The following is a 14777-nucleotide window of genomic DNA, read 5'->3' as shown; positions in this document are numbered from 1 at the left end:
GCTCTTCGACGACGGCGGGAGACTATCTTTTCTGGCCATCAAGATTCATCATAGCTGTGCCGAATCGGGGAGCGGCGCAGTTCTCGCAGAGTCTCGCGATAGTTCCACGGCATCCATTCCGTGGGCCGGGCGGCCAGTTCGCGGGCGTGGCACTGCAGTTCGACCAGGTAGTCGAAGGAGTTCACGCCACATAACTGGCATGTGTGGATCAGGCTCATGAACAGATCACCGACCTGCGCTCCGTTCAGAGTGCGATAGAACAACGCATTCTTTCGATGGAGAACCGCGCGCTTCAGCGAGCGCTCAACGAGGTTGTTATCGATCGGAGCCCCAGTTTTGCGGAGGAACAACGTCAGAGGCTGCCAGTGCCGCAGCAGATACGAGATTGCCTGCCCCAGTCCGGAGTTCGGCTCCGTCTTGCGCTCGGCCAACTGCGCCTCCAGCCAGGCATGCAGTTTGTCCATCACCGGCCGGCTTCGTTCCTGATGAAGCCGCAGCCGCTCGTCCGGCGTCAGGCCGCGCTCACGCGCTTCGACATCGTGGCCATACACCTGGCCCAGCATCTCCAGCACATAGCGGCATTCATTCGGGAAGTTCTCCGCCACATCCACGAACTGCCTGCGGCCGTGCGCGAGGCAGTTAGCCAGCAGGATCTCCACCCCCGCGGGCAACTTCGGAACATTGCGCGACAACGCGTCGCACATCTGGATCGGACTCGGCAGTTCCACGCTCCGCTTTTTCAGCACCGCGGCGATGTTCTCGCCGGCATGCCGGCCGCCAGTGAAGTAAAGCGCGATCTTCCAGCCCTGGTCGACAGACACGATGCCGCTGGTGAACACACCCGTGCGCTCGTCCTTCGGGTCGCGTTGCAGCCGCAGCACTCGCATGCTGGTGTCGTCGTTATGGACCACCGTGCCTTGCGCTGCCTGCCGGATCAACTCATCCCGCGCCGGCTTGATCACCTGCGCAGCTTCCTCGACGATCTCCCACTGCGTGGCCGCCGGCAGCGGGATACCCAGCTGGCTTTCCAGTTGTTCCAGCCGGTAGAACGGTGTCCCGGCACCGTACTTGAGCTGGGCGATCATCGCCGCCGCCGTTTCATCGTACTTATCCGGCCCCACTCCTTCCGGCTCTTGTGCCGTGAACACCTGCCCGCAGGGCCGCAACGCAACCGCTCCAGTGAGTAAACCGTAGCCGCCAGCGGTGCCTGACCGATGATCCGCACCAGCACCTTCGGCTCCTTCTGCCCGTACACGTTGCCTTTGCCGCACTCCGGACAGCGGTCCCCGTGGGTCAGCTTCTGATGCTTGATATCCACCTTCCGCGCACCACCAAATGCCCTCTGCTCCATTGCGGCCGTGCCCAGGCGGTGGCGTGCTGTCGTCCAGCTGCTTCCCGGTTTCCGGGGCTTCCGGTTTCTCCAGCACTTCGCTGGTCTTCTCCGTATTGCGCGCCCGCACCGGCATCGCAGCTAAGGCATGCAACGTATCTTTGAGTTTGTCGTGATCAGCCTCGCTCAACGGCGCTTCGAGCGCTCCGTCCAGCACCTGATCCAGTTCCTCCAGGTTCACATCGATGCGGCGGCTGGCAGCCTTCATGCTAAGCCCCCCAGCAGCTCACGAAAACGCTTCGTCAACGGATAACCCAGAACCTCCTTGATCGACCGGTTCGGAACATAGCTGTTGGATTGTTTGCCTCGTCCCGTCGTCCTGCCCATCAGCACCCAGTTGGCCGCACGGTAACAGGTTCCGCGGAACCGCTCCGGATCTATGAACGTCTCCAGGAAGTAGATCGGATGCCCGTACATCTGCTGCCAGTCATCGGAGATCCGCGCCGCCATCCGGCCCAGGATATGCGACGCCAGATGCTCGACCCGCACCCACGGCAGGATCAGGAAGCGCGTGTTGTACGCGATGAAACGGATCTTGCTGCGTCGCGCCGCGGCATCCCAGCCGACGTAGCGATCGCGACTGCCGATGTGTCGCGGAGCCGATGACCAAGCCAGGCACGCGATGGGTCGGCCTGCGGCCCACACCAGATACTTCAGGTGCTCTCCCACCGGCTGCTCATAGCCAAGATAATGATGCTCCTCCATCAGGCTGTTGAACAACGGCTCCTGCGGGGTTCGCCGCACCTGCTCGAACTCGAGCGGTTGCAGTTTGCGCAACGGATCTTCGATGGGAGTCTTATCGATCAGAACCGGTTCCGGACGGGCTCTGTGTGCCAGCGGATTGTGCCGCACATAACTTACTGGAGGTAGCGCGATGTGGCCGGCCCGCTCCAACATTAGCAGCATGCCGCGGCACACCATGTCGCGCAACGCGCCATTCGACTGCCGCCACTGCCAGGCTTCACATATGCGCGTCGATAGCTTGCGGCGGCTTTCCTTCGGGTAACGCTCGATCAGCGCACGGATAGAGAGGATGTCTTCTTCTCGGATTTCACGCCCGCGATATCTGAGCTCTGCCATTGCCCAGAAGTATGGATCCAACTCTTCTTGGAACGCAAGGGGTATTGATGACTTTTTTGATTCTTATTTCAGTACGCTTACTCGTCGCCACATCGGCGCTGCACGCACTCGCGACACATCCCCGGCCACCATCAGCAGCTGGGCCTCGTAAGCCTCCAACTGCTTGGCCGCCGAGGTCGACTCCGGCCACATGTGAACCGCCCCTGGAAAGACGCTTTTGCGCGAGCCAATATCCCTGGCCGTCATAGCTGAGCAAACGAATCGACGTTCCTCTCCGGCTCCTGAACACAAAAACACAACCCGTCATTGGGTCTTCACAGAGCTGGCCCTGACAGACGCGAACCAATGAATCTATCCCCTTTCGTCCGTCGACCGGCTCGATCGCCACCAGCACGCGCATCTGCGCCCTGATATGGATCATCGTTCCGCCTCCCGCCAGGCGCGAAGCAAGGTTGCCCAATCTGGCGCAGAGGAATTCTTCCACTGAATCCGCATCTTGCCTCCAATCGAAGACTCGAACTCGATCACGCACTCTGCCACCGCCGTAGGATGCGCAGCGATCAATTCAACGAATGCTGGCGCGGCTGCCTTCTTCTGAGCGGCCGGAAGTCCCTCAAGCCGCCTCTTCAGCCCCATATAGTCCAGCCGCAAAGGCTGGGCAACCGGATGCAAACCGTGTACCCGCGCCAGTTCCACGGCAGCCTGCCAAAGCGACTCAGGCAACCTGGTCCGATGCGGCTGAGTGCTTCGAAACTGATCCAACTGGCGTTGTAACTGTATGATTGACTCGGGGATCGGCGATGTACTTTTGTTATTCAATACCAGCCGACCTCGGCGGCTGATTCAACGTAACAAGGTCAGCTAAATCGCGTCACGCACCCTTGCCGAAAACTCACGAAGCTCGCAATTTTGAAGCCAATCAGGACAAAAGTTCTCGTGCTCCTACGAGAGGCAGACCTTCTTCCTGGGAATGAAGGCTAACTATGATTCGACTCGAAGAGACCACAATAATTGAAGCCCCAATCGAACGTTGCTTCGACCTATCCCGTAGTGTCGAAGTGCATCTGCTCTCGAACGTTCATTCTGGAGAACAAGCGCTAGCGGTCGGAGGCGTTACCTCTGGCCTCGTCGGCCTGTCTGAAGAGGTCACCTGGCGTGCCAAACACTTCGGGATCTGGCAGAACCTGACCAGCAAGATCACCGCGATGGAATCGCCCTGCTACTTCCAGGTCACAATGGTTCGCGGAATTTTCCGCTTTATGCAGGCGGATCACGTATTTGAGAGTCTGGAATCCGGCGGGACTGAGATGAAAGACGTTTTCTTGATTGGCGCTCCTCTTCCGCTGCTCGGTCCGCTTGCCGAGGCTCTTTTCCTACGACGCTACATGCTGGCTCTGCTGCGTGAACGCAATGCTGTCATCAAGCGTGTTGCGGAGTCCTCGGAGTGGGAACAGTATCTACCGGGCACTTCGCAGCGGAGCAAGGACGCTGCGCTATGAAGATCATTATTGCTGGAGGGACCGGGCAGGTTGGAACCATCCTCGCTCGGCACTTTCACCAGAATGGGCATAGTGTGGTTGTTCTCAGCCGTGGCTTGCAAAAGACGCCCTGGCGCGTGGTTCATTGGGATGGCTCCACGCTGGGTCCGTGGCTCGACGAACTCGATTGCAGCGACATTTTGATCAACCTCGCAGGTAGAAGCGTCAATTGCCGCTACACCCAGAGGAATCGCCGGGCAATTCTTGACTCCCGTGTGCTGTCTACGCAGGTCCTCCATCAAGCGATTGCCGAGATCGAACACCCACCTGCAGTTTGGCTCAATGCTAGTACAGCAACCATCTACCGCCACGCTCTTGACCGGCCAATGGATGAAGCGACCGGAGAGTTTGGCGGTAACGAGGCAGGAGCCCCGGACACCTGGAACTTTTCGATTCAGGTTGCGAAGGCGTGGGAAGACGCTTTCTTCTCCACTCCGACTCCTGGAATCAGAAAGGTTGCCCTCCGGAGCGCCATGACCTTCAGCGCTGATCGAGGTGGCGTCTTCGATGTATTTCTGAATCTTGTTCGCCACGGTCTCGGCGGAACCACGCTGCCTGGCACTCAATTTGTCTCGTGGATTCATGAGGTCGACTTTATTCGCTCAGTTGAGTTCCTCATCGACAGGAAAGAGATCACCGGAGCCGTAAACTTGGCCTCCCCCCACCCACTGCCGAATCGCGAGTTTCTTGGCGTTCTTCGAAAAGCGTGGGGCACGCGCTTCGGTCTGCCGACCACAAGGTGGATCCTGGAGCTGGGCGCTTTCCTGCTGCGTACCGAATCCGAACTGATCCTCAAGAGCCGTCAGGTTGTTCCTGATCGCTTGCTCGAGGCCGGCTTTCAATTCAAGTATCCGACGTGGCCTCAGGCCGCACAGGATCTGGTTGTCCAATGGAGGAGAGCCAATCCATGAGGACTTCTTCGGGCATATACGTAGAGATCGAGATCCAGGATGACTTGGATCATGTTTGGCTCCTGACCCAAGATCCAGCGTTTCACGAGCGTTGGGATCTGCGCTTCAGCCGCATTCACTACCTACCTCGATCAAGTTCCGCTGAGCCTCAGCAATTCCTTTACGAGACGCGCATCGGCTTCGGTCTCAGCGGTCGGTACTGCTATTATGAATCGGCAAACGATATTCCTTGGTTACCGGAGGAAATACCCATTGTCTACGATCAGTTCGAACCACCTGTCGCTCCTCGTCGTCGCGGCGACCGCGCTCACGATGACGCCGGCGCGATTGTCGGCGCAGACCACTACTGCGCACTGATCGCTACGCAGGACGCGGCCGCCGAGCTGCACGCGTCGAGGACGACGCTGGAGGGTGACAAGGCGCCGACGTCGACTCCCGGCAACCCGGCGAAGCTACAGTGCTGCAAATTCTCGACCCCGGGCGCCATCCCGGACACACTGTCGATCAACTTCGAGATCGTGTCCTCGGCCGCCGTCGCGCACCAAGCCTTTCAAGCCAGGAAACAGATCCTCGAAGCCATGCCGCAGAAGCTCAACAGCGTGAGCGGGATCGGCGACGAGGCGATGATGAATCCGGACGGCCAGTTGCTCTTCTTCTGCAAGGACGCGATCTGCGTCCAGCTCCAGGGTGGGGCGGATCCGCTCAAGTTCAACGACACCTCGGACCGACTCCGCGCGTTCGCCACGAAGCTAGCCGCAAAGCTGCCATAGCACGCCTAGGCCTTTCGAGGTCAACTGATCGGCTCGTGAAGTTCCTCGACAGTGATCTCCATCCATGCGAATCGCTCGTGCGCGTGCACTTGGTCGGCAGTCAGTTTTGGCAAATCGTGCTCACTCTTCGCCATTGCTCAATCCCCGATGAAGCGAAGATAAATGTGGGGAGCTGTCGCTCGTTGAGCCAGGCTACGCAGACGTGCTAACGCCTCCGAACAGTTCGGATCACCAGCATCAATTTCTGCAATGAAGGCTTTTACCTGAACCGGATTGAGTAGCGTGTCATAGTAGGGAGCTGACTCGATGAGGCTGGAGATGGGGTATTCCTCTCCCAAAGGCAAAGACCCGAACTCAATGACAAGGGACTCGTTCGTCTCCGGTATGCCGTGCTCATCTTCCAGTCGAACCGTCCAAGGCATTCCATGCTCCTCGCTAAACGATACCCACCCAGGGCAGGATAAAACAGTCGTCCACTGTCAGCTGCCGTTCTCTGGCCAAGCTCCCGTAAAGTTCGGGATTTCGGTAATAACACGCCACTGCAGGGGACCCGGGCCAGTCCGCAACAGGGTGCGTCGTGCACGAGAACACTCAAGCTCAAGAAACCCGGCTCTGTCTCCACCGCTGTGTGAGTAATTCAGCCGTAAGAGGGACAATGGCCGATGGGCCAGAAGCACCGCGCTCCATCCCCGACTCTTGTCGGCTCTGAGATTGCTTCTGGCGAATCAGTTCGGCCGGAATAAAGATCGGTCCAGTCGGCACGAGTCCACCCAGTGGCGTTGCAAGTGGCGTAACAGACAGTTTGCTGAGTGCACGCCTCTTCCGCTGTGTTTGCACTCTGGCCACGAGAGGGATGGGAGCTATTTGGCCGAAAGCGCTCTCTTCTACCACCTGCGCTCGTTGTCCCTGAGGATGCTCCTGGCGAATCTGGTCGTCCAGAACAAGAGCCGATTCCGAAGCCGCGGGTGCTGGGGCTTTCGCGAGACTAGCAGCACCCAGGTTGCTCACCGCCGGTTTCTTCAACCTCATTGCGGGCCTTGCGTTCTTGCGCTGCGAGACCTCGTGCTCATCGATCTGAAGCGCAGGCGCAGCTGGCTTTTGTCCTTCGGCGGTCCTGAGCGTCTTTGAGCGGACCGGAGGATTCCGTGCTCTTTTCTGAGTTCCCTTCGGGGGAGTGTCAAGTGTGGTTAGAAGTAGCCGAACCTTTTTAAGGCGTTCGAGATCAGCATCATCAGAGCGAGGATATGAACATACTGCATGGATACCCAGTTTACCGTGCCGAAACAGGAGCCGTATCACCTGACCCGAGTCATCCAGAGATTCGCTGGCGCTGCTCGAGAAATATCAATCTCGGTAAGTCGTTTCCGAGAAATCCTGAAGCAAACAGTACGAACTGCCCATCTGGCTGCCATGTGGAGAACTGTTTCGGTTCTGGAAGTTCACACAACGCGCCACTAACTAGGAGTGGCGCGCTGTATATCGGGCTGCAGTTGGTTCTCGATGACTAGAAATCGTACCTCAACGCAAATTGCGCAATTCTTGCGTCGCCAGAATAGTTGATCTGACCAAACTGAGGAGAATTCCAAGTTGTTACAGGCGCACCTAGGTTGGTCCAATTCGTCGCGTTGAACGCCTCGGCCCTGAACGTAACCTTTCCCATCTCGCCAGGCATGGTGAAACTCTTCTGGAGCGAAAAATCGTTGGTGAAAAAACCCGGATTAATAACCGTGTTCCGCCCAGAATTACCGAACGTCCCTTGAGCAGGTTGTGAAAATGCCGCTGTGTTGAAGTATTGAGCTCCAGATTCCAACGCACTCCGTGAACGGTTTCCCGAGTTGGGATTTCCGTTAACATTTGGTCTCTGACTACTACCGTTGAAACGACTTGGGCCGATTAAAGCGTTGTCAAAGCCTAAGAGAACGTTTGAAGGGCCGCCGGTGTTATAACGCACGATGCCAGACAGTCGCCACCCTCCGGCGATATAGGTCAGTATCCCTCGACCCTTCATCATTGGGAGATCCCACAAACCGTTAACGCCGAAAACGTGGGCTCTATTCAAACTTGAGAGCGCGCGTTCGGGCCTTCCCGGGTTATATGAATCTTGTGGCGGAGCCACATTGTCGATCAGCTTGCTCCAAGTGTAGGAGGCTTGCAAGGTATAGCTTTTGGCCATTCTCTTTTGCATCTCAAGTTGGAGAGAGTGGTAGTTGGAATTGGCAGCGGAAAACGATGAGGGCATGCTGTCGTAGTACTGCGGGTACCACGGCCGCCTGGATTGCGGGTCGACGTTGGGGCTGTAGTATTTGGGCTGGTTAAACTCACGCTGCTGGTCGAGGTGATGTGACACGTTCCCTACATACGCCGCTTGAGCAAAAAGATCGGTGCCTAACCGGTGCTGGATGCTGACATTGAATTGTTGTGTGTCCGCCTGCCTGTAGTTCGGGTCGAGATGGGTTTGGGTCGTTGTGTAAGTGAAGCGCGGGGTTGTCGGATCGTAAGGCAATGGGTCTCCACGCCCGACCCACGGATCGCTCGTGCTGGGAGGCGTGAAATTGAACGAGACCAAGAAAGGCTCGTTGTTGGTTGCGAAGGCAATGATTTCCTCTCTTACGACAGCGTGATATATACCCCACCCCGCGCGAATCGCAGTTATTCCTCTGCCCGTAGGATCCCATGCAATGCCAAGCCTGGGCGCGAAGGGGGTTTTGAAGATATTGTAGATACCCCCCGGAACCCCTTTGTCCCCAGGAACCCCAAAGCCGGGAGGCGCCTGAGGAAAGGTTTGGGATTGCGGTAGCCCCGGAACAAAATTCGAGGCGGCGTAACCGCCGCGCTTTTGCGTCCAGGTCGTCTGAAGGTCATAACGAAGACCCACGTTTAAGGTCAACCTGCTGTTGATCCTGAAGTCGTCCTGAATGAATGGTTGGTACAGACCGGAAGTACAGTCGTCGTTGATTGTGGTCAATCCCCCGAACGAGTTGGGGCGACCGATCATGAAGTCCGTCCTCGAGTCTCCCGTATACTGCCCGCTAAAACCGAAACTCCACCCTGGATACGCAAGGTCTTTATGATGCATTCGCATGATCATAATCCCCGTTGTAATGGAGTGCCTCCCGTGGGTCCATAGGATCTTATCGTCGAATTGCTGGAAGGTCGAAGGCTCATCTATCAGCCAATTACCGCCGAACCTGAAGGTGCTCGTCGACACTTCGGGGGGCATGGGATGCTCCTGATTCATGTTGATCCCAAGTTCTCTCGCTGAAGGTAAGGTTGCCACAGCGATTAGTCCGTGCGGGTTGGTGTAGGAAGCGTCGAACTCGTTAATGAGATTGGCAGTGAAAGTGTGAGTTTCGCCTCCGGTAAAACTCTTGAGGCTCCCATTGACAGGGGCTCTAAAAGCCGAATAGGGGTTGACCCCGGTATTCGAGTCCAGGAACCTGTAGTAACGGAAAAACAGCCTATCGGACGCTCCCAGTTTCTGGTCCACTTTGAGCGAAACTTGGTTGCTCGTGCTCGGCGTGGGTTGCAAAATACGATAGGTGCCGTCAGGTTGATTGGGCAGGGGCATGAATTTGGTAATCAAACTACTCGCATAAGCGTCTATGCGGCTTTTTGGAATGATGTTACCGGGGAAGGGCAGACCCGTGGTCGGATCCGTGACGACCTTCCCAGGAAGAAGATCGGAAAAATCTCCGGTCCGTTCGGCCGCCGTCAGCGGAGTAGTAAGCGCTATGGCTTGCTGATGGACTCGAAGCCCCTGGTAACTTACAAAGAAGAAGGTTCGATTCCGACCGTTGTATCCAGGTAAAAGGACCGGTCCTCCCAGGGCGCCTCCAAACTGGTTTTGGCGCAGCAAGGGCTTCTTTACGACGCCGTTGACCGCTGGCGTATATGCGTTGGCAGCATCAAATGCATCGTTGCGCAAGTAGTCCCAAAGGCTGCCGTGAAAGCGGTTGGTGCCCGACTTGGTGACAGCCAACATGACACTCCCGCCGGCCCTGCCATATTCTGCGCTGTAGCTGCTTTCGAGTACCCTGAATTCCTCCAATGAGTCGACGGAAGGGAGCTGCTGGCTGGTGTTTGAGAGTGCGTCGGTCAACGTGGCACCGTCGAGCATCACATTGCCCGCATTGCTCTGACTTCCCGAAATGCTAAATGACGGTCCAGAGCGGAAGGTAACAGCAAGTGGCGCGGATTCGGTGGCGACGCCTGGGAGCGTTTGGATAAGGGCAACGGCATTCCGTCCGTTCAACGGAAGGCCCTCTAAGCGAGCGGTGTCCACAGTCGTTCCCAGCGTCGCGGACGATGTGTCGATGTTGATTGCATTACCAGTGACACTGATCGTTTCAGTCACTCCCCCAATTTCTAACATCACATCCAAGCGAATGTTTTGAGCAACCGGAACCAGGACGCCTGACGCGCTGTACGTTTTGAATCCGCTGGCATCAACGGAAATCGTGTAGTGGCCAACAGGCAGCGAAGGAATTAGGTATGATCCCTCCGCGGAAGGCTTTACAGTTGCAGTAAAACCCGTATCAGTATTGGTGGCTCGCACTGTGGCTGACGGCACGACAGCCCCATTTCGATCGGTTACTATGCCGAGCAGAGCTCCGGTGGTCTGAGCCCACGCGTTGCCGCACGGCAGGGCAAGAACCGCCATCAGAAGAAACCCGACCTCGCGGTAAGGGCGCAGCCAGCCTCGCAAGCCATTAATCTGCGCACGCGGAACCGCCGCCTTCGAGGGGTGGCAAACGGCAGCTGCTTTTGAACCGTTTGCGGATTGGGAAGAATACATCGGGGATATCAGGCGAATGACCGCCGACCAAAGGCTGTTGCGTCGTAACATCGTGTTCTCCTCCATAGAATGAACTGCAAGGTGATTTCGACCGTGACGCTGTCTCGGAAGAGGACTCGGAGAGCGATCGCGAGTCTCAACGTTCCATATATTTCGAAAACTCTGATGGCCGGAAGATTAGGTAAGACGGCGGCTCAATGTCAAGCCTTATGTTCGATTATGACGAAATACATTCCTACAATCATCCATATAAGAGGATAGTTGTGTCATAATCGAACTTATTCTGGGGAGACAACCTCAGAAGTAGGCCAACAATATCGGGATTCCGACCTGACCGAGATTGCCGTCTGAGGTCAGATAAGGTGATTGAATGAGGCGCAGACATTTCTTGTCGCTAGCCGGGGCTGCTGCCGGCCATCACGTTCTTGCGTCCACGCTCCCAACCTTCATCCCGGGTCCCGTGTCAGGCTCCTCACATGCAGATGTCCGGTTGCGGATCGAAGCATGCTCGCTCGAAATCGGCAAAGGGATCAATGTCAAGACGGTCGCCTACAACGGCCAGGTTCCGGGCCCAACGCTTCGTCTAACCGAGGGCAAGCCGGTGTCGATTGAAGTGACCAACGCTACCAGCAGCCCTGATTTGGTTCATTGGCATGGTCTGGCGATTGGCTCACTGAGCGATGGCGCGATGGAAGAGGGATCACCGATGATTGAGCCCGGAAAGACCCTTCGCTATAGCTTCACGCCTCGACCGTCCGGGACTCGCTGGTATCACACACATGCTGTAGCCGGCGCAAATCTGACACTCGGGACCTACAGCGGTCAGTTCGGATTCCTTCTGATCGATGGAGCACACGATCTTGGTTACTACGATCAGGAGGTCAATCTCGCCGTTCGTCATTGGGAACCTTCATTTGCACCCATGGTTGAAACGATGCGTGCCCAATCCGCGAATCTGCCACTCACGACTGGTTCAGACGTAGTGTATCGGTACGCAACCTTTAACCAACACATGCTCGGACATGGCGAGCCCCTCAGGGTGAAGCAAGGACAACGTGTATTGATGCGATTGCTGAACGCCAGCGCCACAGAGAATGTCGTGCTTGCACTTCCAGGTCATACATTCAAGATCATCGCCATGGACGGCAATCCGGTGCCAAATCCCCGATCAGTCGAGATGCTTTCACTAGCGGTGGCCGAACGCGTGGACGCGATCGTGGAGATGAACAATCCTGGAGTTTGGATCTTGGGCTCGACGCTCGAGAAGAGCCGTGCCATGGGCCTCGGCATCGTCGTCGAGTACGCTGGGCAAAGTGGAAAACCAGTTTGGAGAGACCCTTCGCCCGCAGATTGGGACTACAGCCAGTTTGCCCAGAGGACGAAAGCAAAGGAGCCGGATGAGACGTACGTGCTTACCTTCCGTGATATCGGTTCCGTCAACGGATCTCAATTCGACTCTTGGACGATCAACAACAAATCCTGGCCCGATATAGAACCGCTGCATGTCCGGCAAGGGAAACGGTATCGTCTGATCTTTCGCAACGGCAGCGGAGATCAACATCCGATGCACCTTCATAGGCACACGTTCGAGATAAGCAAGATTGGAAAAACGGAGATGAGCGGGTTGCTCAAGGATGTCGTGAATGTGATGCCTTTGGACTCTGTTGCAGTCGACTTCGTTGCGGATAACCCAGGGGATACTCTCATGCACTGTCATCAGCAATTGCACATGGACTACGGGTTTATGCAGCTCATTAAGTATATTGATTAGCGTTCCAGACACGGTGTCCGAAGGGCATCCATCCCCACGTTGAGGCAAATCTTCATGACGGAGATCAATTGCGGAATGACAGTCAAATGGTAACGAAGAGCACTACCGCAACCCTGCTGGTGATCTCGTTGCTCGGAATTTCGGTCGGCGTTCATACCAAAAACCTGGCCGCAGCTACTCGTGAGGCGACCAAAGAGAAAGGCCCGTCGGTTGATTGGCCCGTATATGGAGGGCAACCCTCGAATGATCACTATTCACAGTTGTCTCAAATCAACCGAACGAACGTTACGAAACTCAAGGTTGCGTGGAGCTACGATACCGGCGAAGCAGGCGGGATGGAGACCAGCCCTCTGATCGTCGGGCGTGTCCTTTACGCGTATACTCCATCGCAGAAAGTCATCGCGCTCGATGCTGTGACCGGGAAGCTACTCTGGAAGTTTGACTCAGGGATTGTCGGTGCTCAGCCCGTCCGTGGAGTTGCCTACTGGACCGACGGGAAAGAGAGCAGACTGTTTGCCGGGGTCATGAGCTACCTCTACGCTCTCGATTTGAAGACCGGAAAACCTATCAAGGATTTTGGCGAAGACGGGAGAATCGATCTCCGTAAAAACTTGCGTGGAGATTTCGAGCTCCAATCAATCGCGCTCACCACTCCCGGCATCGTCTACAAGGATCTCATCATCGTCGGAGGAGAGATGCCCGAGACTCTGCCGGCACCTCCGGGAGATATCCGAGCCTTCGACGTGCACACAGGATCGATGCGCTGGAGTTTCCATACCATCCCACATCCCGGTGAATTCGGGTATGAAACGTGGCCCAAGAATGCTTGGCAACACTCAGGAGCCGCAAACAACTGGTCCGGAATGTCCCTCGACATGAAGCGAGGGATTGTGTACGTTCCAACGGGCTCCACGTCATTCGACTTCTACGGTGGTGATAGGCTCGGCAACGATCTTTTCGCAGACACGCTCCTCGCCCTGGACGCGAATACTGGCAAACGTATATGGCATTTCCAAGGCGTCCATCACGATATCTGGGATCGTGATTTCCCATCCGCCCCTTCGCTCATGACTGTCTTGCACGACGGTAAGCGAGTCGATGCGATTGCTCAAACAACAAAGCAGGGCTTCCTCTACCTGTTCGACCGCACTACGGGAAAGCCTCTGTTTCCGATTGAAGAACACCAATATCCAGCGAGCACGGTCCCAGGTGAGATAGCGTCGCCCACCCAGCCTCGTCCGACAACCCCGGAGCCGTATGCGAGGCAGCTTCTGACGGAAGACATGCTTACGAAGCGGACGCCAGAAGCGCACGCGTGGGCGTTAGACAAGTTCCGTGCCTTCCGAAGTGAAGGATTATTTGTCCCCTTCAGTCTGAACAAGCAGACGGTGGTGTTTCCTGGGTTCGATGGAGGCGCAGAATGGGGCGGGCCGGCCGTCGACATAAAGACCGGCGTCATCTATATCAACGCCAACGAAATGGCATGGACCGGAGGCCTCGCCGAGGACGCTCCATCCAAAGGCCCCGGTGAGGCCTCCTACCGCAGTCAATGCAGTGTATGCCACGGAGCAGACAGAAGCGGCTCACCCCCAGGATTCCCGTCTCTGGTTGGGATCGACAAGCGCCTGTCCGACCAGCAGATTGCGACCATCGTTCATCAGGGAAAGGGCAGAATGCCAACATTCCCGAATTTGAACGCTGCACAACTCATGGATCTATTACGATATCTGAAGGACGACAGCACTGTCGCAAAGACTTCGACAGCAAGCGACAAGCAGGAGATGGGATCGCCTCCGACGGCGGAAACGGCCTTGACCGACCCGAAAGGGGAGGCCGCATATAAGGAGCATTGCGCCATTTGTCACGGCGAGCATCGCGAAGGAATTCCTCCTTCTTTTCCAATGTTGATCGGTGCCGGTCAACGTCTTTCAAAAGATCAACTCATTGGAGTCATTCATCAGGGCCGAGGCAGAATGCCCGCCTTCCCGAAACTCCGCGCTGACGAGCTCGATTCTCTTCTCCGGTTCCTTGGCGTGCCTGATATCGCCTCCGAGACTGCGCAGGCAAGCGCGGAGAAGGCGCCCCCCCAGTACAGCTTCACTGGTTATCGGAAGTTCTTGGATCCTGAGAACTATCCGGCAATCGCACCGCCCTGGGGAACTTTGAATGCAATCGATCTGAACACCGGAAAGTATCTGTGGAAGATACCTCTGGGTGAGTATCCAGCGCTTGCGGCCAAAGGAATGAAGAACACGGGCTCCGAGAATTACGGCGGACCTATCGTTACCGCTGGCGGTGTCGTGTTCATCGGAGCCAGCCTCTATGACTATAAATTCCACGCATTCGACAGCCGTAATGGAAAGCTCTTGTGGGAGACGAAGCTTCCGTATGCGGGGCGTGCAACGCCCGCTACCTACATGGTCGACGGAAAGCAATTCATCGTCGTAGCCACCGGAGGAGGAAGATACCAGATCGCACCGGCCCGCGGTATCTACGTCGCCTTCGCCTTACCGTGACCTCAA

At 56.5% G+C, this 14777-nt stretch carries 11 protein-coding genes; 5 read left to right on the top strand and 6 right to left on the bottom strand.

The window, feature by feature from the left end; all coding sequences use genetic code 11:
* Positions 1 to 38: 38 nt before the first annotated feature.
* The 4 genes from tnpC to Q363_RS18455 are packed head-to-tail and all read right to left on the bottom strand — an operon-like array spanning position 39 to position 3193.
* Positions 39 to 1598: an IS66 family transposase gene (tnpC, locus tag Q363_RS38460; RefSeq protein ID WP_084080515.1), complete on the bottom strand. Its 1560-nt coding sequence runs from the start codon at positions 1596 to 1598 to the stop codon at positions 39 to 41.
* Positions 1595 to 2470, bottom strand: coding sequence for a DUF4338 domain-containing protein (locus tag Q363_RS18465; protein WP_035353137.1), 876 nt, complete (start codon positions 2468 to 2470; stop codon positions 1595 to 1597). The genes tnpC and Q363_RS18465 overlap by 4 nt, the downstream gene beginning before the upstream one ends.
* A complete protein-coding gene (gene tnpB, locus Q363_RS46435; RefSeq protein ID WP_169747034.1) occupies positions 2442 to 2870 on the bottom strand; it encodes an IS66 family insertion sequence element accessory protein TnpB in 429 nt (142 codons plus the stop codon). The genes Q363_RS18465 and tnpB overlap by 29 nt, the downstream gene beginning before the upstream one ends.
* A 17-nt stretch (positions 2871 to 2887) precedes the next feature.
* Positions 2888 to 3193: a hypothetical protein gene (locus Q363_RS18455; protein WP_157467123.1), complete on the bottom strand. Its 306-nt coding sequence runs from the start codon at positions 3191 to 3193 to the stop codon at positions 2888 to 2890.
* Between the two features lie 260 nt (positions 3194 to 3453).
* On the opposite strand from Q363_RS18455, the gene Q363_RS18450 reads away from it, so the two are divergent.
* From Q363_RS18450 to Q363_RS18440, 3 genes are read left to right on the top strand one after another with little or no spacing between them, the layout of a single operon-like run.
* Positions 3454 to 3969: an SRPBCC family protein gene (locus Q363_RS18450; protein ID WP_035353131.1), complete on the top strand. Its 516-nt coding sequence runs from the start codon at positions 3454 to 3456 to the stop codon at positions 3967 to 3969.
* Positions 3966 to 4919: a TIGR01777 family oxidoreductase gene (locus Q363_RS18445; RefSeq protein WP_035353128.1), complete on the top strand. Its 954-nt coding sequence runs from the start codon at positions 3966 to 3968 to the stop codon at positions 4917 to 4919. Before Q363_RS18450 ends, Q363_RS18445 begins: the two co-directional genes overlap by 4 nt.
* Positions 4916 to 5689 (top strand): hypothetical protein, encoded by a 774-nt coding sequence (locus tag Q363_RS18440; protein WP_035353125.1) that lies wholly within the window; start codon positions 4916 to 4918, stop codon positions 5687 to 5689. Before Q363_RS18445 ends, Q363_RS18440 begins: the two co-directional genes overlap by 4 nt.
* 137 nt (positions 5690 to 5826) lie before the next feature.
* Here Q363_RS18440 and Q363_RS18435 read toward each other — a convergent pair whose 3' ends face one another.
* The gene (locus tag Q363_RS18435; RefSeq protein WP_035353122.1) at positions 5827 to 6111 is read right to left on the bottom strand and encodes a hypothetical protein; all 285 of its coding nucleotides are present in this window, start codon (positions 6109 to 6111) and stop codon (positions 5827 to 5829) included.
* A gap of 1082 nt (positions 6112 to 7193) precedes the next feature.
* Positions 7194 to 10535 (bottom strand): TonB-dependent receptor, encoded by a 3342-nt coding sequence (locus Q363_RS18425; RefSeq protein ID WP_035353117.1) that lies wholly within the window; start codon positions 10533 to 10535, stop codon positions 7194 to 7196.
* 319 nt (positions 10536 to 10854) lie between these two features.
* Between Q363_RS18425 and Q363_RS18420 the strand changes: the two genes are divergently transcribed.
* Positions 10855 to 12255: a multicopper oxidase family protein gene (locus Q363_RS18420; protein WP_035353113.1), complete on the top strand. Its 1401-nt coding sequence runs from the start codon at positions 10855 to 10857 to the stop codon at positions 12253 to 12255.
* 86 nt (positions 12256 to 12341) lie between these two features.
* Positions 12342 to 14771, top strand: a complete 2430-nt coding sequence (locus tag Q363_RS18415) for a c-type cytochrome (RefSeq protein WP_051978968.1) — start codon at positions 12342 to 12344, stop codon at positions 14769 to 14771.
* Positions 14772 to 14777 lie beyond the last annotated feature (6 nt).

Source organism: Edaphobacter aggregans DSM 19364 (assembly GCF_000745965.1).
Taxonomy (GTDB): domain Bacteria; phylum Acidobacteriota; class Terriglobia; order Terriglobales; family Acidobacteriaceae; genus Edaphobacter; species Edaphobacter aggregans.
Note: the sequence above shows the minus strand (reverse complement) of the source record. Positions and strands in the feature narration are given on the sequence as shown.

Bases quoted from the DNA above. Each gene is read 5' to 3' on its own strand.
- Q363_RS18420 (WP_035353113.1), top strand. From the start codon at position 10,855: ATGAGGCGCAGACATTTCTTGTCGCTAGCCGGGGCTGCTGCCGGCCAT.
- Q363_RS18425 (WP_035353117.1), bottom strand. From the start codon at position 10,535: ATGTTACGACGCAACAGCCTTTGGTCGGCGGTCATTCGCCTGATATCC.
- Q363_RS18445 (WP_035353128.1), top strand. From the start codon at position 3,966: ATGAAGATCATTATTGCTGGAGGGACCGGGCAGGTTGGAACCATCCTC.
- Q363_RS18435 (WP_035353122.1), bottom strand. From the start codon at position 6,111: ATGCCTTGGACGGTTCGACTGGAAGATGAGCACGGCATACCGGAGACG.
- tnpC (WP_084080515.1), bottom strand. From the start codon at position 1,598: ATGAAGGCTGCCAGCCGCCGCATCGATGTGAACCTGGAGGAACTGGAT.
- Q363_RS18465 (WP_035353137.1), bottom strand. From the start codon at position 2,470: ATGGCAGAGCTCAGATATCGCGGGCGTGAAATCCGAGAAGAAGACATC.
- Q363_RS18450 (WP_035353131.1), top strand. From the start codon at position 3,454: ATGATTCGACTCGAAGAGACCACAATAATTGAAGCCCCAATCGAACGT.
- Q363_RS18440 (WP_035353125.1), top strand. From the start codon at position 4,916: ATGAGGACTTCTTCGGGCATATACGTAGAGATCGAGATCCAGGATGAC.
- Q363_RS18415 (WP_051978968.1), top strand. From the start codon at position 12,342: ATGGTAACGAAGAGCACTACCGCAACCCTGCTGGTGATCTCGTTGCTC.
- tnpB (WP_169747034.1), bottom strand. From the start codon at position 2,870: ATGCGCGTGCTGGTGGCGATCGAGCCGGTCGACGGACGAAAGGGGATA.